Genomic DNA, 17095 nt, shown 5'->3' with positions numbered 1-17095 from the left:
TCGCGGAGGTCCTGCTCAACCCGCATGAACATATCCTTTCCGCCGTCGTTTCTCCTGGAACCTCCTTCAGAAGTCTTCAGGCGTTCGCGGGATTTATAGCTTACCATGCTGTTTCAGACGCTTCTTGCGCTCGGGCTTGCCGGCCGCGCGTTGCTTCCCGACATCGCGGATTTTTCGGCGCCCGCTCAGGCGCTCCAGGTCCGCTATGAGCCCCGGGGCCGCGAGGTGACGAACTGGCGCTCGGAGGCGGTCGACGCGCTCGAACCGAAGGTCGTGATCACCCTGGCGGCTCTTTTCAAGGCGGAGCGCCCCTTCGTCACCCGTTGCGTGAAGCTGAACAATTATTGGTGCATCAAGAGCGCGCGCTGGAACGGGGAGCTCGCCACCGACAGCGAAGGGCATGTGGGTTTCGTCTCCGCGCATCACGGGGCCGACGCCGCGGCCCTGCTGCTGAAGCGTTATTATCTCGATTACGGACGCAAGTCCGCCCTCGACATCGTGCGCCGCTGGGCGCCGCCCGAATGCGGCGTCGCGACCGGGATTGGTGGAATCGCCGTGCTGGCCGTGCGGGGGATCGGCGGAACGGTCCGCGCCCAATATCTCGCATCGCGCCGCAAGGGAAACGTGGTGCGCTATACGGCGAAGAGCGGCAGCGGCGGCAAGCCGGGCCGGGTATCCGTCGTCATTCCCGTGAAGCCGAAGACGCCGGAATACCGCGTGCCGAGCATCGCCGTGGGGATGGGCGAGAAACCGAAGGCCCCGGACCCGAGGCCGCTGGTCGTCGAAAAAGCCAAGCCCAAGCGGGAGTCGGTCAAGACGGGTTCCACGGCTCCCAATCCGCCGGTCGCCTCCGCCTGTGCTCCGGACGAGCAGCGCCTGCGCAATTATGCGAGCCGCATGGTCGAGGGGCTGGGGATCGGCCCCAAGGACGATCTCAAGCTCTTCGCAGCGGACGGGAAGCCCTTGCCGAACCTCGCTCCGGTGATGCTGGCCATGTCGGCCGTCGAACTGGGAGCCCTCAAGGCCAGTCCGGATCTGGTCCAGGCCGCCATCGAGCGGGCTGTCCGGAAAACCGAGGCGAGGGCCGAAACCGTCCAGGCTCAGGAACAGGAGAGCCGCCTTGCGCGATAGGACTCCAAGCCCCACCTTTCAGCTTGGCTTGAGAGAATTAGGTTCATCTGCGTGTCTGTCATCACCGATCTTGCCTCCCGCGCCGGGTCTGCTGCGCATTCGCTCTGGGAGGCCTCCGGCCAACTGATCCAGCCCTCGCTCCGCCTCGGCGTCACGGGCCTCGCCCGTTCCGGAAAGACCGTGTTCACCACGGCCCTCGTGCACCATCTGACCCGCGGCACCAGCCTTCCCGCCTTTCGCGCTTCGGCCGAAGGGCGCATCCGGCGCGCGCACCTGGCCCATCAGCCCGACGACGCGGTGCCCAGATTTCCGTTCGAAGAGCACATGGCCTCCCTGACGGAGGACCGCCTTTGGCCGCAATCCACGAGCCGGATCAGCGAATTGCGGGTGGACATTGAGTATGAACGTAAGGCGGGCTGGCGTCCTGGCCCGGCCTCCCTTGCCCTCGACATCGTGGATTATCCCGGCGAATGGCTGCTGGACTTGGCCCTCCTCGATGCGGGCTATGCCGACTGGTCCCGCCAGACGGTTCAGGCCAGCCGCCGGTCCGATCGGGCGGCGGTCGCGGGCCGCTGGCACGACATTCTGAAGATTCTCGACCCTTCCGGCCCAGCAGACGAGGTGCTGGCCTCGAAAGCCAGCGAGGTGTTCAAGGATTACCTGCTGGCTCTTCGCTCGGGCGCCGAGGCGGTGGCCACGACCCCGCCGGGGCGCTTCCTCATGCCGGGCGATCTCGCGGGCTCTCCGGCGCTGACCTTCGCCCCCCTCGACCTTTCCATCGGCCAGACCATCGCGCCGGGCAGCTTCGCGGCCCTCATGGAGCGCCGGTTCGAAGCCTATAAGACCCATGTCGTGAGGCCCTTCTTCCGCGATCATTTCCAGCGCATCGACCGGCAGATCGTCCTGGTGGACGTGCTGGCCGCCATCGATGCCGGGCCCGTGGCCCTGGCCGAACTGGAGGAGGCGCTCGATCAGGTCCTCATGGCGTTCCGGATCGGGCGCAACACGCTGCTCTCGCGTCTGTTCTCGCCGCGCGCCGACCGGGTGCTGTTCGCGGCGACCAAGGCCGATCACATCCACCATACCGATCACGACCGGCTCGACGCGGTTCTGCGCCTCCTCGTGAACCGGGCCTCCCGTCGGACGGAAGCCGCGGGCGCGCGGGTCGGCACGGTCGCGCTGGCGTCCCTGCGGGCGACCCGCGAGACGACCATCCGCGAGGGCCGGGAAACCCTTCGGGCGGTGGCGGGCGTGCCCGAGGCGGGCGAGCAGGTGGGGGACGAGATTTTCGACGGCGAGACCGAGGCCGCGATCTTCCCAGGTGAGCTGCCCGAAAACGCGGAAGCCATCTTTCATGGCGCGATCGAGCCCGGCTCCTTGCGGTTCCCGCGCTTCAGACCGCCCAGGCTTCCGGTGGATGCGGCGGGCCGCATGGCCAGGATGCCCCATATCCGCCTCGACCGCGCCCTTGAATTCCTGCTGGGGGACCGTTTCGCATGAGCCGCCAACCACGCGCTTTCCGCCTCGATGATCCCAACGTGACCGGCGGTTCGATCCAGGTCACGGAGGAGCCCTTCGACGCCATCGAGGCGGCGGACGGCGTCGTCGTGCCCATGGGCGAGCGGCGGCGCGCCCCCTGGGTGGGCATCCTTCTCTCGGCCGTGTCGGGCCTGATCGTCCTGGGGCTCGGCCTCGCCATCGAGAACCTGATCGTCGATCTCTATGCCGTCGCCCCGTGGCTCGGCTGGGTCGCGCTCGCCCTCGCGGTCCTCGCGGCCCTGGCCTTTCTCGCCATCATCGGGCGCGAGGTGCTTGGGATCTGGCGGGAGCAGAAGATCGAGCGGCTGCGCGAGGCGGCCGTCGATGCCCTCGCCGTGAAGGATCACAAGGCCGCCAAAGGCATCGTGGCCGATCTCGTGACCCTGTACGGGGGCAGGAGCAGCGCTGCCCGCGGGAGCGCACGCCTCAAGGGACTGACCGACGAGATCATCGATGCGGACGACCGGCTGGCCATTGCCGAGCGCGAGCTGCTCGCGCCTCTCGACGCGCAGGCCAAGCGGGCGATCGCCGCCGCGGCCAAGCAGGTCTCGCTCGTCACCGCCGTGAGCCCCCGAGCCATCGTGGACGTGGCCTTCGTGATCTTCGCGGCCGTGCGGCTGCTGCGCACCTTGGCGCGGATCTACGGCGGCAGGCCGGGGCTTTTCGGCTTCCTGCGGCTTGCCAAGGCGGCGCTGAACCACCTCGCCGTCACAGGCGGCATGGCGGTCGGCGATAGCCTGATGCAGCAGGTTCTGGGACTGGGGCTGGCCGCCCGGATCTCGGCGAAGCTGGGCGAGGGCGTTCTGAACGGGCTCATGACCGCTCGATTCGGACTGGCTGCGCTGTCCGTCTGCCGGCCGCTGCCCTTTATTCGGGAGGAGACTCCGAAGATCGGAGACGTAGCGGGAGAGCTGGTGAGCCGCGCGGAGGCAGCTACCTCTTAGGGGGTAGCCATTCCGCGGTGCGGCAAATCGTACGCGTCTGAGCTTTTCTTTAAAATTCAAGGGGTTCTGGGGCCGCCAAACACGCATTTAGACGAATCGATGACGCTGAAGAGCGTTGTGGTGCAACCCGCTTCCCTATATAGGGGCGCCACAGTTCATCGGGGAACAACGGCCGAACATGACAGACATCGTTATTGATGAGGGATATCGACCGACAGAAGACGAGCCCTTCATGAATGAACGGCAGCGGGAGTATTTCCGGCGTAAACTCATCCGCTGGAAGAACGACATCCTCAAAGAGGCTCAGGAGACCCTCGCCACCTTGCAGAGCGAGAACGAGAACCATCCTGACCTGGCGGACCGCGCCTCTTCTGAAACGGATCGGGCCATCGAGCTTCGCGCTCGCGACCGGCAGCGCAAGCTGATTGCCAAGATCGATGCGGCGATTGCCCGGATCGATGACGGCTCCTACGGGTATTGCGAAGAAACCGGCGATCCGATTTCCCTCAAGCGCCTCGAGGCTCGCCCCATTGCGACCCTCTCGCTGGAGGCTCAGGAGCGGCACGAACGCAATGAGCGGGTCTACCGGGACGACTAACTCCTCCCGTCATTCCAAAAAGAAATAAGGGCTCCGGTGACGGAGCCCTTTTTCATTGGGTGCGATGGTTCCGGTGAGAGCCTCAACCCCTCTTGCCCGTATCGAGCGGGCGTCCGAGGAGGCGGGCGAACTCGGCCTCGATCTCCTCCACGGAGAAGGGGTCTGGCTCCTTCTGCGCCTTGGAGGCCGCGGCCGGCTCCGGCTGCTGCGGAGGCAGCGGGGACGGGGCGGGGCGCACGGCTTCGACGGCCGGACGGGGCGGCTCCGGCTGCGCAACGGGCGCGGGTTCCTCGACGGGTTCCTCGACGTGTTCCTCGCGATCCTCGTCGTGGAAGTCCGCACGAACGTCCTCGGCGGAGGCGGATTCGAGAAGATCGTCCTCCTCCTCGACATCCTCGTTCTGCGGCTCGTAGGCCGGAGGGGGAGGAGGGGTGACCGTGGCCGCAGGGCGCTTCAAGGCCTCCTCGAGCTGCTTGGCCATGTTGGACAGGATCGCGGCGTCGGGGCCCGCCTTGACGGCAGGAGCGGCAGGAGCGGCAGGAGCCACGGAAGCAACAGGCGCGACAGGCGCGGCGGGAGCCGGGCGGATGGGCTCAGCCGGCGGCGGAGGCGCGGGCGGAGTCGGAGCCGTCGGCGTCGCCCGGGACTGGAAGGGCGGCGGCGTGAACGACGGGCGCGGCTCGGGGCGCTCCGGAGGTGGAGCGGCTGCCGGAGCGCTCGGGGCCGGCGTCGAGCGCGCCTCGCTGCGCAGGCCCGGGATGGCGGATGTAGCGGACACCGAAATGGTGTCCGGCTTCAGAACGGGTTCCGGGCGAGCCGGAACGGGCGCGCTGACCGAGGCCACGGCCGCCAGTTCCTGGTCGACGTCCGATTCCTCGGAGGGGCGGCGCACGAAGGCGTCGAGCTGGGCCGCGAGCTGGGTTTCAATGGAGGGGCGTCCGCCCGATTCCACCTGGGCTGCACGCGGAACCTGATCGAAGGCGGGCTCCAAGCGCTCCGGCACGGCCTCGTTGGCGGCTGCCGGAATACGGGCGCCCGCCACGCGCACGATGTTCGTTTCGATGACTGCATCGTTGGGGCCGCCGATCAGGAGAAGGTGCTCGACATTGTCGCGCCGCAGCAGAACGAGCTGGCGCTGACGGTCGAGGTCGTAAACGTCGACGATGCCGAGACGCGGCTGGCGGCTGCGGGACCGGTCGTTGCCCGGCATCATGAGGCGGGCGCCCGTCAGCTTGCGCAACACCAGGCCGAACAATGCGACCAGGGCCAGAATGATCGCGAACGCGATCACGAAAAGGACTGCCCGCGACGCTTCGATACCAAAAAGTGATGACACGATGAACTCTCAAGCCTTGTGGGGGCCTTTGACAGGCCAGTTCTGTGTTGGTTGTACCACATTGACCGCCAAAGCCAGTTGCAAGGTTAACAGATGGTTAACGGCGCAAATTCTGCCTTGCGGCATATAGGGTTCAGGAGAATCCCTGCAATCCGCAGGGGAAGGGTGAAGGAGCCCTCAATCACTCAAATGTGGCCTGCGCGGGGCAGTCTGAGAATTATTCCTCGGAGAATCGACCCCTTTACACCTCTTGCGCGGCCTCTTGATGCCGACTTAGAGGTCAATCAATAAATTCCGTGTAGGACACCTCATAGATCAGGCGCGGGTCCGGGCTCCCGCCGCCGCTCTCTCGCCGGTGTCCTTGGACGCATCCGCCTTCCTGAGGGATAGTGAAAGTACATGGCTCAACGAGGCGACATGCCGAAGGGCGCGACCATCGACCGTTCCGACCGTACCGGCCATTTCGGTTGGGTCCTGCTGCTGGCCGCCGTCCTGGCGGGTGCCGTCCTGGGCCTGCGCTTTCTCGGCAGCGAGCAGGCGCAGCCGCTGATCCTGGGGCTCCTGGCCTTCTTTGCCATGGCCGGCGTGTTCTTCCTCTTTGCTCTCGCCATCGGCGTCGTCCGGTTCGCGGGCCAGACCGTCCGGAACGACATCACCAAGATCATGGCCGACACGGCAGGCGAGGGGCTGGCCGTGATCGACGACGAGGGGCGGATCGTCTACGCCAATGCCGCCTATCTCTCCTTCTCAGGCTCCGACGGGGCGGAGGTGCTGCCGGTCGAACGCCTGTTCATGGGCGCCCCGGAGGTCTCGGAGGCCATCTATCGCCTTGCCCAGGCCGGGCGCGAGCGCCGGACCGGGATCGAAGAGATCCGCCTGTCGCCGTCTCTCGACGGGACCCGGGAGTTCGGGTGGTATCGCGTCAGCGTCCGGCCTGTGCCCCGCACCGGCAGCCGGGACGCCACCTTGTGGATCGTCGCCGACATCACCCACGAGCGGGAGCGGCAGGAGAACGTCTTCCAGGAACTCCAGCACGCCATCGACTATCTCGACCACGCGCCGGCAGGCTTCCTTTCGATCGACCCCAACGGGGCGATCCTCTATCTCAATGCCACGCTGGCGAGCTGGCTCGACTACGACCTCGCCCAGGTCGGCTCCGGCGGCCTGAGCCTCGGCGATATCGTGCCGCGCAACGTGGCGGCGATGATGACGTCGCTCACCGGGGAGCCGGGAAGCGTGCGGACGGAGACCTTTGATCTCGACCTGCGCCGCCGCAACGGCCAGTTCCTGCCCGCGCGCCTCTACCACCGGATCGCTTTCGGAATGGACGGGCGGGCGGGCGCGTCCCGCACCCTCGTCCTCAACCGTTCGCCGGGCGTCGAGGTGGACGAGGGCCAGCGCGCCGCCGAGGTGCGGTTCGTCCGCTTCTTCAACAACACGCCGATCGCGATCGCGACCGTGAACCGCGCGGGCCGCATCGTTCACGCCAACGCGCCCTTCTCGAAGCTCTTCGGCATCCTGCCGCGGACCGGCGACAATGCGGGCGAGGGCCCTTCCATCTTCGAAAGCCTGCGCGAGAGCGGCCCTCTCGACGCGGCCCTCAAAGCCGTCGTGGAGAACCGGGGCGACATCGCTCCGCTCGAACTCCAGACCGCGGGCGAAAACGGCAGCTCCGTGCGCGTCTGGGTCACGCCCGCGGGGGATTCGGGCGCGGACGGCGAGGCGGCGATCCTCTATGCCCTCGACACCACGGATTTTCGCAAAGTCGAGGAACAGCTCGCCCAATCGCAGAAGATGAACGCGGTCGGCCAGCTCGCGGGCGGCGTGGCGCATGACTTCAACAACGTGCTTCAGGCCATCATCGGCTACAGCGACCTGCTGCTGGCCAATCACCGGCCCACCGACCCGTCCTTCCAGGACATCATGCAGATCAAGCAGAACGCGAACCGGGCCGCGAGCCTGGTGCGCCAGCTGCTCGCATTCTCCCGCCGCCAGACCCTGCGGCCCGAGGTGCTCAACCTCAACGACCGGCTCTACGACCTGTCCATGCTCCTCAAGCGCCTCCTCGGCGAACGCGTCGAGCTGGACCTCAGCCACGGCCGCGACCTGTGGTTCGTAAAGGCGGACGTGAACCAGTTCGAGCAGGTGGTGGTGAACCTGGCGGTCAATGCCCGCGACGCGATGCCGGACGGCGGAAAGCTCGCCATCCGCACGGCCAACGTCTCGGCCCAGGACGCCGCGCGTCTCAACGTGAGCGGCATGCCGCCCGCCGATTACGTGCTCGTCGAGGTGTCCGATACCGGCACCGGCATGACCCCCGAGATCGTCGACAAGATCTTCGAGCCCTTCTTCACCACGAAGGAGGTCGGGAAGGGAACGGGTCTCGGCCTGTCCACCGTCTTCGGCATCGTCAAGCAGTCGGGCGGCTATATCGACGTGGATTCGAAGCCCGGGCAGGGCACCACCTTCCGCATCTACCTTCCGCGCCACATGGTGGAGGCCCAGGAGGCGCCCGAGGAGGCCAAGGCCGACGCACCCAAGAAGCCAACGGCCGACATGACGGGGCAGGGCACCATCCTTCTCGTGGAGGACGAGGATCCTGTCCGCGCGGTGAACGCCCGGGCTCTCTCTGCGCGGGGCTATACCGTGCTGGAGGCGGCCTCCGGCGTCGAGGCCCTGGAGATCATCCAGGAGCGGGGTGCGCCCGTGGATCTCGTGGTGTCCGACGTGGTGATGCCGGAGATGGACGGGCCCACCCTGCTGGGCGAACTGCGCAAGCTCTATCCCGATCTCAAGGTGATCTTCGTCTCCGGCTACGCGGAGGAAGCATTCCGCAAGAACCTGCCGGAGGGTGAGGATTTCAACTTCCTGCCCAAGCCCTTCAGCCTGCGCCAGCTCGTCGAGACCGTGAAGCAGGCCATGGGGCGTTAAGATTCTGACATAATTAGATAATTTTTCTGCGCCAATCTGACTTGGCAAAGGGTTGTGAATTCTCGAATGAGAACGAAAAAAGAACTTGTAAGGGGGAACAAAGTGAGTACATATATTCCCTCAACACCGCGTTGAGATTCACTCATCCTCCTGCCATAAGAAGGTGTCTGATCATGTCGCAGTCTTCTCTGAGACTGGTGGAAAGCTCATCAATGGATAAAGACAAGTCGAAAGCTCTCGACGCGGCGCTCTCTCAGATCGAGCGCGCCTTCGGCAAGGGCTCGATCATGCGGCTCGGCAAGGGGCAGCAGCCGGTCGAAATCGAAACCATCTCGACGGGGTCGCTCGGCCTCGACATCGCGCTCGGCGTGGGCGGACTGCCCCGCGGCCGCATCATCGAGATCTACGGGCCGGAATCCTCCGGCAAGACCACGCTGGCGCTGCACACCATCGCCGAGGCCCAGAAGAAGGGCGGCGTCTGCGCCTTCGTGGACGCGGAACACGCGCTCGATCCCGTTTATGCCCGCAAGCTCGGCGTCAACCTGGACGATCTCCTGATCTCCCAGCCCGACACCGGCGAGCAGGCCCTCGAAATCGCCGACACGCTGGTGCGCTCCGGCGCGGTGGACGTGCTCGTCATCGACTCGGTGGCGGCGCTCACCCCCAAGGCCGAGCTCGACGGCGAGATGGGCGAGGTCCAGCCGGGCCTCCAGGCCCGCCTCATGAGCCAGGCCCTGCGCAAGCTCACCGGTTCGATCTCGCGCTCGAACACGATGGTGATCTTCATCAACCAGATCCGCATGAAGATCGGCGTCATGTACGGAAGCCCGGAGACGACCACGGGCGGCAACGCCCTGAAGTTCTACGCCTCCGTACGCCTCGACATCCGCCGCGTCTCGACGCTGAAGGATCGCGATGATCCGATCGGCAACTCGGTGCGCGTCAAGATCGTCAAGAACAAGGTCGCTCCGCCTTTCAAGCAGGTCGAGTTCGACATCATGTTCGGCGAGGGCGTGTCCAAGGTGGGCGAGCTCGTCGATCTCGGCGTCAAGGCCGGCATCGTCGAGAAGTCCGGCGCCTGGTTCTCCTACGACAGCCAGCGCCTCGGCCAGGGCCGCGAGAACGCCAAGCAATTCCTGCGCGACAACCCCGAGGTCGCGGGCAGGATCGAGGCTCTCATCCGCCAGAATGCCGGCCTCTTGGCCGACCGCATCCTGGAGCAGGCGACCCCGACCGCCGAAGACCTGGATGAAGGTTCCGCCGACTGATGCATGGCCCGGATAAGCGGGATCCGGTTATCCGGTGAGGCCGTGCACAGAAGAGGGTTTGCTCTCCTTCAAGGGCAAAGGAAGGACCGTCGCGAGAGATCGCGGCGGTCTTTTTATTGTCCTCCCTCTTCCGTTTGGGAGAGGTGCAGGGCAAGTGAGAGCCGGTGTCGAAACAGCAGGACGCCGACATCTCTCGTCCGCTGGGCGCGGCTCCGGCTTCCGGGCGTTGAGACCGCCTGCCCCCACCCCCGGCCCCTCTCCGAAACGGGAGAGGGGAGGTCGGGTCTTGGATTTGACGACACGCCGCCTCGACAGGGCCTCGACAGACAGCTAAAACCGCCGACGAAATATCAGTTTTCCGGGCCCGAGAGCCCCTGCATCCGAGTTTGAGAACCCATGAGCGGCGTCAACGAAATCCGGTCGGCCTTCCTCGATTACTTTGCCAAGAACGGCCATGAGGTCGTGGGCTCGAGCCCCCTCGTGCCGCGCAATGACCCGACCCTGATGTTCACGAATGCCGGCATGGTGCAGTTCAAGAACGTCTTCACGGGGGCCGAGAAGCGTCCCTACAGCACGGCGGCGACGGCGCAGAAATGCGTGCGCGCGGGCGGCAAGCACAACGACCTCGACAATGTCGGCTACACGGCGCGCCACCACACCTTCTTCGAGATGCTCGGCAACTTCTCCTTCGGCGATTACTTCAAGGAGCGCGCCATCGAGCTCGCCTGGGGGCTGATCACCAAGGAGTTCAACCTGCCCAAGGACAAGCTCCTGGTCACCGTCTATCACGACGACGACGAGGCGGCGAACCTCTGGAAGAAGATCGCCGGGTTCTCAGATTCCAAGATCATCCGCATCCCGACCTCGGACAATTTCTGGCAGATGGGCGATACCGGCCCCTGCGGCCCGTGCTCGGAAATCTTCATCGACCAGGGCGACAAGCTCTGGGGCGGCCCTCCCGGCAGCCCGGAGGAGGACGGCGACCGCTTCCTCGAATTCTGGAACCTCGTGTTCATGCAATACGAGCAGATCGAGCCCGGCAACCGCATCGGCCTGCCCAGGCCCTCCATCGACACCGGCATGGGGCTGGAGCGCATCTCGGCGATCCTGCAGGGCGTCTACTCGAACTACGACACGGACCTGTTCCGCACCCTCATCGAGGCTGTGGCCCATGCCACCGGCATCGCGCCGGAAGGCGACCGCAAGGCTTCGCACCGGGTGATCGCCGATCACCTGCGCACCTCGTGCTTCCTCGTGGCCGACGGCGTTCTGCCCTCGAACGAGGGACGCGGCTACGTGCTCCGCCGCATCATGCGCCGCGCCATGCGCCATGCGCAGCTGCTCGGCGCCAAGGAGCCGCTCATGTACCGCCTCGTGCCCGTTCTCGTGCGCGAGATGGGACAGGCATATCCTGAGCTGCTCCGCGCCGAGGCGCTCATCACCGAGACCCTGAAGCTCGAGGAAACCCGCTTCCGCAAAACCCTGGAGCGCGGCCTCTCCATCCTCGACGAGGAAAGCCGCAGCCTCACCAAGGGCCAGAACCTCTCCGGCGACACGGCCTTCACCCTCTACGACACCTACGGCTTCCCGCTCGACCTGACGCAGGATGCGCTGAAGCCGCGCGGCATTGGCGTCGACACGGAGGCCTTCAACGCGGCCATGGAGCGCCAGCGCGAGAAGGCCCGCGCGGCGTGGTCCGGCTCGGGCGAGGCGGCGACGGAAACCGTATGGTTCTCCGTGAAGGAGCGCACGGGCGCGACCGAGTTCCTCGGCTACGACACCGAGAACGCGGAGGGCGTCGTCCTGGCCCTGCTGAAAGACGGCAAGGAGGTTTCCGAGCTGAAGGCAGGCGAAACCGGCCTCGTCGTTCTCAACCAGACCCCGTTCTACGGCGAGTCCGGCGGCCAGGTCGGGGACACCGGCGTGATGCAGGGCGAGGGCGCGCGCGTCTTCGTGACCAATACCGAGAAGAAGCTCGGGGACCTGTTCGTGCACCATGTCACGGTCGAGCACGGCTCCCTGAAGCTCAGCCAGTCCCTCGAACTGCTCGTGGATCACGAGCGCCGCTCCGCGGTGCGCGCGAACCACTCGGCTACCCACCTCCTGCATGAGGCCCTGCGCCAGGTGCTGGGAGACCACGTGGCCCAGAAGGGCTCGATGGTCGCGCCCGACCGCCTGCGCTTCGACTTCAGCCATCCCAAGCCCATCGAGGACGCGGAGCTTAAAGAGGTCGAGGAAATCGCCAACAAGGTCCTGCTCCAGAACGAGCCGGTCGTGACCAAGCTCATGGCCGTGGACGAGGCCATCGAATCCGGCGCGCGCGCCCTCTTCGGCGAGAAGTACGGCGACGAGGTCCGCGTCGTCACCATGGGTAAAGGCGAGGGCAACAAGGCCTTCTCCGTCGAGCTCTGCGGCGGCACCCATGTGAACCGCACGGGCGATATCGGCGTGATCACCATCGTGTCCGAGAGCGCGGTCGCCGCCGGCGTGCGCCGTCTCGAAGCCATGACGGGGAATGGCGCGCGCCATCACCTCGAAAGCGAAAGCCGCAGGCTGCGCGAAGTTGCAGGCCTCCTGAAGACGCCGGTGGACGAGGTCTCCTCGCGCCTGACGGCTCTTCTCGAAGAGCGCCGGAAGCTCGAACGCGAACTCGCCGAGGCCCGTCGCAAGCTCGCCATGGGCGGCGGCGCGGGCGGCGGCGAGCCGGTCAAGGACGTGGCCGGCACCAAGCTCATGGCCCGCGCGGTGACGGGCGTCGAGATGAAGGACCTCAAGAGCCTCGCCGACGAGGGCAAAAAGCGCCTTGGCTCCGGCGTCGTCGCCATCGTGGGCGTCGCCGAGGACGGGAAGGCGGGTATCGTCGTCGCCGTGACCGAGGACCTGACCGAGAAATACGATGCGGTTTCGCTCGTGCGCATCGGGTCGGAGAAGCTCGGCGGCAAGGGAGGCGGCGGACGCCGCGACATGGCCCAGGCCGGCGGCCCCGACGGGGCGCAGGCGGAGGCCGCTCTCTCCGCCATCGAAGCGGCGTTGTCCGCCGCGGCCTGAGAGGTCGAGCGCCGTGCCGAGGGTTCATTCACACCCGACACGGCGCAGGATCTACGAAATCCTTGAACGCAGCAGCGTGAACGACCCTGTCGTTCACGCTGTTCATTTTTTCCTGATCCTGTTGATCGCCGTGAACGTCACGGCGGTCGTCCTCGAAAGCGTGCCGTCCCTGCAGCGCACCTATGACACGCTTTTCCTGGTCATCGAGATCGTCAGCGGGTTCATCTTCACGGTGGAATACGCGGCGCGGCTCTGGTGCGCGCCGGAATATCTGTCCTTGCGCCATGTGAAGCCGTGGCGGGCGCGGGTGAAATGGGCGCTGTACCCGCAATCCATCATCGACCTCATGGCCGTTCTGCCCTTCTACCTGGCCTATTGGGACGTGGGAGGCTTGCGGGCCTTCCTGCTGCTCCGGCTCTTCCGCTTCTTCAAGCTCGCGCGCTACTCGCCGGGGCTCGCAAGCCTCGCCGAAGCCGTCTATGCCGAGCGGCGGGCGTTGATCGCCTGCGGCGTCATCCTCATGGGCGCCATGCTCCTCGCGGCGTCGGCGATCAATCTGGTCGAACGGGACGTGCAGCCCCAGAAGTTCGGCACCATCCCCGAATCCATGTACTGGGCCATCGTGACCCTGACCACCGTGGGTTACGGCGACGCCGTTCCCGTGACGGCGCTCGGGCGGGTGATCGCTGCCCTGACCGCGGTGGCAGGGCTCGTCATGCTGGCCCTGCCGGTCGGCATCATCGCGAGCGCCTTCTCACGCGAGATCCACCGGAGGGACTTCGTCATCACCTCCAGCATGGTGGCGAGAGTGCCGCTCTTCGCGGATCTGGACGCCCAGGAGATCGCAAGCGTGATGCAGTGCCTGAACTCCCGCAGCTGTGCGCCGGGGGAGGTCATCGTCCGGAAGGGCGACGAGGCCCATTCCATGTATCTGATCGCCGCGGGCGACGTGGAGGTCGTGCTCCCCGGCGAGAACGTCCGGCTCGGTCCGGGCGATTTCTTCGGTGAAAAGGCCGTTCTCAAACGCCGCCGCCGCGCCGCGACCGTCAGGGCACTCACCCATTGCCGCCTGCTCGTGCTCGATGCCGGCGATCTTCACGACCTCATGGAAGGCAATCCGGCCTTGGCCGAGCACGTTCACGCGGTCGCTCGCTCCCGAGGGGGAGAGACGAACCAGTAAGCGGCTTCAGTCGTGATCGGGGTGCTGCCTGGAGGCCATCTTCGCCAGTTCTTCCGGCGTGGCGTAATCCTCCGTCCGCTGGCCGGGTAGGGTGTGGAGAAGGTCGAATGCGGGGATTCGGCTCTCGAGGCCGTACTGAAATTCCGGCGTGATCCGGCCCGGCTCGTCGAGGCTGCCGATGGAGACGCTGATGCGGTCGATCCCCAGGTAGGAATAGGTCAGCGGCGTTCCGCAATCCCGGCAGAACCCGCGCTCCACGGCCTCCGAGCTCCTGAAGATGCTGGGCTCCCCCTTCGTCCAGACCAGATTCTTCCTCCGCACGCCGGTGAAAGGCGCGAAGTAGTTGCCAAAGGCCTTCTGGCACATGCGGCAATGGCAGATGCTGGCATGGGTCGGCTCGGCCGTCAGCGCATAGCGCACCGCGCCGCACTGGCAGCCGCCGGTCATGTTAGGTTTATCTATATTTTCAGCCATTTAGCGGTGTCCCTCCATTTTGCTGCAATAGCATTCCAGGTCCTTGGCTTCGTCTGCCCGCGGCGCAACCTGCTTCCCAGAAATCCGAATTGGGAAGCATATGGGAAGCGAAGTAGTACGATTGAATATGACAATGCCCGTGGATCTCAGCTCTTCCAGTTTTCTTCCGAGAAGTTGAGTCGTTTGTGCCATTAGTGCCAATAGCTCTCCCGGTTTCCCTGCAACTTTGGGCTAAGCAGCTTGCAACCGGAGCCCCCTGAGGCATCCGTGTTACTCGATTGCCATTCTGGCGGGGCCAGAACCTATGCACAAGCGTATTGCCGCCCTTGTCCCGTGAGGCCACCAGCCCGTAAGGTTCCAGCAGTTTAGGTATTAAGGCTTATCGATGCCGACCAAGCGCGTTCGTGTTCATTACCGCCGTTTCCACCGCAGCTCTGAGCCGCTGATTGCGGGGACACTTTCCTCTTCGATTGCTGAGGCTCTGCAGCATCGAGTGGATGGCGTACCACTTGATGCGGCAGCCAAACTTCGAACCTGCCTGGATTTGGATCATGGGAGTATTCTGCTCAATGGCCGAAAGGCAACCAAAAGCGGAGACGTTTATGGCGAGTTGGTCCGCTTCCGAGAGGATACCCATATTCCGCTGCTAATGCAGAACGCGGCCAACGTGGCCGAACTTGAGGTTCGAGAACTTGTGAAGCCAAACGATGCCGAAGTCCTGCGCGGCATGAGCTTCTTTTTGGTCAGAGCTGATCATGTTCTCATCATTGAACAGGACCTGACGACGAGCATTTTAGAGCGGTATCTCTCTTGGCTCCTCGGCGAGAGGACTCAGGTCGCAGCCAAGAACGGAAAGGTACAATTGCTGCGTGAGGTTCTGCTCGATGACAGCGCCCACATCCTCAAGGACGTGAACTCAATTAACCTGAGGCCGCCGCCCCTCAGCCTGAATGATCTAAGGCTGGACACCAACAGCAATTTCTCAGCACGCATGACCGGGGAGAGCCCGACGGACGTGTGGGGCGTTTTGAAAGCCGCACATTTCGATACTGGCGTTATTGAGAAGATTGCTGGCGACTATGGCGCGACGATCGAAATCAACCTTAGCGTCTCGCTCAAATCTGGACGAAAGAAACTCACCCTCAAGGGGGATGAGGCCCTGGCCATGCTCCGTCATATCCCGGATGAGGAGCTGGTTCTCAAAGGGAGCGGAATGCAGAGAAACCGAGGGAGGCTTGAACGTCTTAGCGTTGAGGCCGATATTGAACATAGAGGGAACATTCTGATTCGGAACGAGGCTTGGCGGGCTCTGCAAACGGCGGCGACCTCCTACAGGAACGCAGGATTGATCGAATGAGACGCCTACGCTTCGCCGGATGGGAGACAATCGCAGCCTTGGCGGCGGGTATTGCCTCGGCCCTCTTCATGCCAAGAGACTTCTATAAGGACGCCATCGCCGAGATTGTGACCGTGATCGGCTTCCTCATGGCCGCATTCATCCCTGCGATGGTCTTAGGTGCAACGGCGCTTCGGGCCGGGAATTTCAGCGTAAAGCGCCTTCAGTCGATCTCTGAAGCAATTGACCGACAAGTCGCCGTCTTCGGCGGACTGTTTGTCTACGCCGTCATTGCCTGCGTGATTGCCGTCACCGGCAAACTCCTCAATTGGACACTTCCGGCGCTTCCCACCGGGTGGGAGCAAATGCCCACCATCTCCTTCGCACAATTGCTTCCGGCAGCCCTTACCTACACGCTTGTTCTGCTGGTTCTGCGTTCGCTCCGGGTTATCGCAGCCGTGAGAAGCATTTTGCATCTCTCGACCGCAATTGCGGAGGACGAGGCGCGGGCACGTGACAAGCCAGCTGAGGATGCCACCGTAAACGAGCTTGACGATTACCAGATGCCGCCTGGCTATGGCTCAAGGATTGAGATACCACACTGATTGCACCTACCTCCATTGCGACTGGAGGTTGAATTTCGGGAGTGGGGAAGAGCCTGGCAGGGCAGGGCTTCGCTGGCCTTGCCGAAGTCCTTGCTCTATCAAGCCCTGCTCGTTCCCTGGCTGAAATTACCCCAGCCTGCCTCAGCCCGTAGCCGCTCCTGGGCGGCACTCACCTCGCCCTCGCGCAGGAGGGCCAGGATTTCCTCCGCCAGGTCGCGGCGGCCCCTGCGGTAGGCTGCGGCGCGGCGGCGGGCCATGTCTCCCGATCGGTGTTTCATCGTGACCTCCTCGGGCTCAGGAACGGCCCGGCATTGCGTGCTGGCGCACGACAGCAGCGGGACCTGCTGCGCGGCGGCTCTCGCTCAGGCGCAGCACGTCCTGCACGAGGTGGCCAAGAACAGCGTAGGTGCGCCAGCCCCACGCCTCGGGCGATTGCAGGTAGCGGGCCGCAACCCGCGCCTTGACGCCAAGCTCCTCAGGCGTACAGGCGGGCTGCACCAGCAGGGTATCCTCAAGCGCGGAGACCTTTGCGCAGAGCCGATCGAAGGCTTCGTCCGACAGGCTGCCGGGAGTGGCCTCGGCGGCATCGACAAGGGCTTGGGCCTTGGTGTGCTCGTCCAAGAGCCGCAGCAGCGCCGCATCGGGTTGCCCTTGGGCACGCTTGCGAATGGTGAGGTGTGCTTTGCTTCGAGCCATGGAGCGTCT

At 64.9% G+C, this 17095-nt stretch carries 14 protein-coding genes; 10 read left to right on the top strand and 4 right to left on the bottom strand.

The features are described 5' to 3' along the window. The first annotated feature begins 105 nt into the window (after positions 1 to 105). The 4 genes from ACS5Q0_RS03305 (at position 106) to dksA (ending at position 4212) form a co-directional block, all read left to right on the top strand. Entirely contained in the window at positions 106 to 1131 is a 1026-nt protein-coding gene (locus tag ACS5Q0_RS03305; RefSeq protein ID WP_473125173.1) for a hypothetical protein, read from the top strand. 51 nt (positions 1132 to 1182) lie between these two features. Then, positions 1183 to 2631, top strand: a complete 1449-nt coding sequence (locus ACS5Q0_RS03300; protein ID WP_473125172.1) for a YcjX family GTP-binding protein — start codon at positions 1183 to 1185, stop codon at positions 2629 to 2631. Further along, positions 2628 to 3614 carry a YcjF family protein gene (locus ACS5Q0_RS03295; protein ID WP_473125171.1) on the top strand — a complete coding sequence of 329 codons (987 nt, stop codon included), beginning with the start codon at positions 2628 to 2630 and terminating at the stop codon, positions 3612 to 3614. The genes ACS5Q0_RS03300 and ACS5Q0_RS03295 overlap by 4 nt, the downstream gene beginning before the upstream one ends. A gap of 178 nt (positions 3615 to 3792) precedes the next feature. Continuing rightward, a complete protein-coding gene (gene dksA, locus ACS5Q0_RS03290) occupies positions 3793 to 4212 on the top strand; it encodes an RNA polymerase-binding protein DksA (protein WP_473125170.1) in 420 nt (139 codons plus the stop codon). A gap of 82 nt (positions 4213 to 4294) precedes the next feature. On the opposite strand, the gene ACS5Q0_RS03285 is transcribed toward dksA, so the two are convergent. Beyond that, complete coding sequence (locus ACS5Q0_RS03285) at positions 4295 to 5548, bottom strand: hypothetical protein (protein ID WP_473125169.1); 1254 nt, start codon at positions 5546 to 5548, stop codon at positions 4295 to 4297. A 399-nt stretch (positions 5549 to 5947) separates the two neighbouring features. Between ACS5Q0_RS03285 and cckA the strand changes: the two genes are divergently transcribed. The 4 genes from cckA to ACS5Q0_RS03265 all read left to right on the top strand — a co-directional run bounded on the left by cckA (position 5948) and on the right by ACS5Q0_RS03265 (position 13975). Then, positions 5948 to 8479, top strand: a complete 2532-nt coding sequence (cckA, locus tag ACS5Q0_RS03280) for a cell cycle histidine kinase CckA (protein ID WP_473125168.1) — start codon at positions 5948 to 5950, stop codon at positions 8477 to 8479. 173 nt (positions 8480 to 8652) lie between these two features. Then, positions 8653 to 9747, top strand: coding sequence for a recombinase RecA (recA, locus tag ACS5Q0_RS03275; protein WP_473125167.1), 1095 nt, complete (start codon positions 8653 to 8655; stop codon positions 9745 to 9747). 396 nt (positions 9748 to 10143) lie between these two features. Further along, positions 10144 to 12795 (top strand): alanine--tRNA ligase, encoded by a 2652-nt coding sequence (gene alaS, locus ACS5Q0_RS03270; RefSeq protein WP_473125166.1) that lies wholly within the window; start codon positions 10144 to 10146, stop codon positions 12793 to 12795. 76 nt (positions 12796 to 12871) lie between these two features. Then, positions 12872 to 13975, top strand: coding sequence for a cyclic nucleotide-gated ion channel (locus ACS5Q0_RS03265; RefSeq protein ID WP_473125165.1), 1104 nt, complete (start codon positions 12872 to 12874; stop codon positions 13973 to 13975). Between the two features lie 6 nt (positions 13976 to 13981). Here ACS5Q0_RS03265 and ACS5Q0_RS03260 read toward each other — a convergent pair whose 3' ends face one another. Continuing rightward, entirely contained in the window at positions 13982 to 14449 is a 468-nt protein-coding gene (locus ACS5Q0_RS03260) for a GFA family protein (protein WP_473125164.1), read from the bottom strand. Between the two features lie 385 nt (positions 14450 to 14834). Here ACS5Q0_RS03260 and ACS5Q0_RS03255 point away from each other — a divergent pair, with 385 nt between their 5' ends. Together ACS5Q0_RS03255 and ACS5Q0_RS03250 are read left to right on the top strand one after the other, a co-directional pair. Beyond that, positions 14835 to 15806 carry a hypothetical protein gene (locus tag ACS5Q0_RS03255; protein ID WP_473125163.1) on the top strand — a complete coding sequence of 324 codons (972 nt, stop codon included), beginning with the start codon at positions 14835 to 14837 and terminating at the stop codon, positions 15804 to 15806. Then, entirely contained in the window at positions 15803 to 16390 is a 588-nt protein-coding gene (locus ACS5Q0_RS03250) for a hypothetical protein (RefSeq protein ID WP_473125162.1), read from the top strand. The genes ACS5Q0_RS03255 and ACS5Q0_RS03250 overlap by 4 nt, the downstream gene beginning before the upstream one ends. A gap of 98 nt (positions 16391 to 16488) precedes the next feature. On the opposite strand, the gene ACS5Q0_RS03245 is transcribed toward ACS5Q0_RS03250, so the two are convergent. After that, positions 16489 to 16668: a hypothetical protein gene (locus ACS5Q0_RS03245; protein ID WP_473125161.1), complete on the bottom strand. Its 180-nt coding sequence runs from the start codon at positions 16666 to 16668 to the stop codon at positions 16489 to 16491. Between the two features lie 16 nt (positions 16669 to 16684). Further along, positions 16685 to 17086, bottom strand: coding sequence for a hypothetical protein (locus ACS5Q0_RS03240; RefSeq protein WP_473125160.1), 402 nt, complete (start codon positions 17084 to 17086; stop codon positions 16685 to 16687). Positions 17087 to 17095: the final 9 nt, after the last annotated feature.

Source organism: Microvirga sp. HS2 (assembly GCF_055792805.1).
The sequence above is the reverse complement of the archived record's forward strand: the minus strand, read 5'-3'. Positions and strand labels throughout refer to the sequence as shown.

Coding starts and splice junctions, on each gene's coding strand:
- ACS5Q0_RS03305 (WP_473125173.1), top strand. CDS start 106: ATGCTGTTTCAGACGCTTCTTGCGCTCGGGCTTGCCGGCCGCGCGTTG.
- ACS5Q0_RS03295 (WP_473125171.1), top strand. CDS start 2,628: ATGAGCCGCCAACCACGCGCTTTCCGCCTCGATGATCCCAACGTGACC.
- dksA (WP_473125170.1), top strand. CDS start 3,793: ATGACAGACATCGTTATTGATGAGGGATATCGACCGACAGAAGACGAG.
- cckA (WP_473125168.1), top strand. CDS start 5,948: ATGGCTCAACGAGGCGACATGCCGAAGGGCGCGACCATCGACCGTTCC.
- recA (WP_473125167.1), top strand. CDS start 8,653: ATGTCGCAGTCTTCTCTGAGACTGGTGGAAAGCTCATCAATGGATAAA.
- alaS (WP_473125166.1), top strand. CDS start 10,144: ATGAGCGGCGTCAACGAAATCCGGTCGGCCTTCCTCGATTACTTTGCC.
- ACS5Q0_RS03260 (WP_473125164.1), bottom strand. CDS start 14,449: ATGGCTGAAAATATAGATAAACCTAACATGACCGGCGGCTGCCAGTGC.
- ACS5Q0_RS03255 (WP_473125163.1), top strand. CDS start 14,835: ATGCCGACCAAGCGCGTTCGTGTTCATTACCGCCGTTTCCACCGCAGC.
- ACS5Q0_RS03250 (WP_473125162.1), top strand. CDS start 15,803: ATGAGACGCCTACGCTTCGCCGGATGGGAGACAATCGCAGCCTTGGCG.
- ACS5Q0_RS03245 (WP_473125161.1), bottom strand. CDS start 16,668: ATGAAACACCGATCGGGAGACATGGCCCGCCGCCGCGCCGCAGCCTAC.
- ACS5Q0_RS03240 (WP_473125160.1), bottom strand. CDS start 17,086: ATGGCTCGAAGCAAAGCACACCTCACCATTCGCAAGCGTGCCCAAGGG.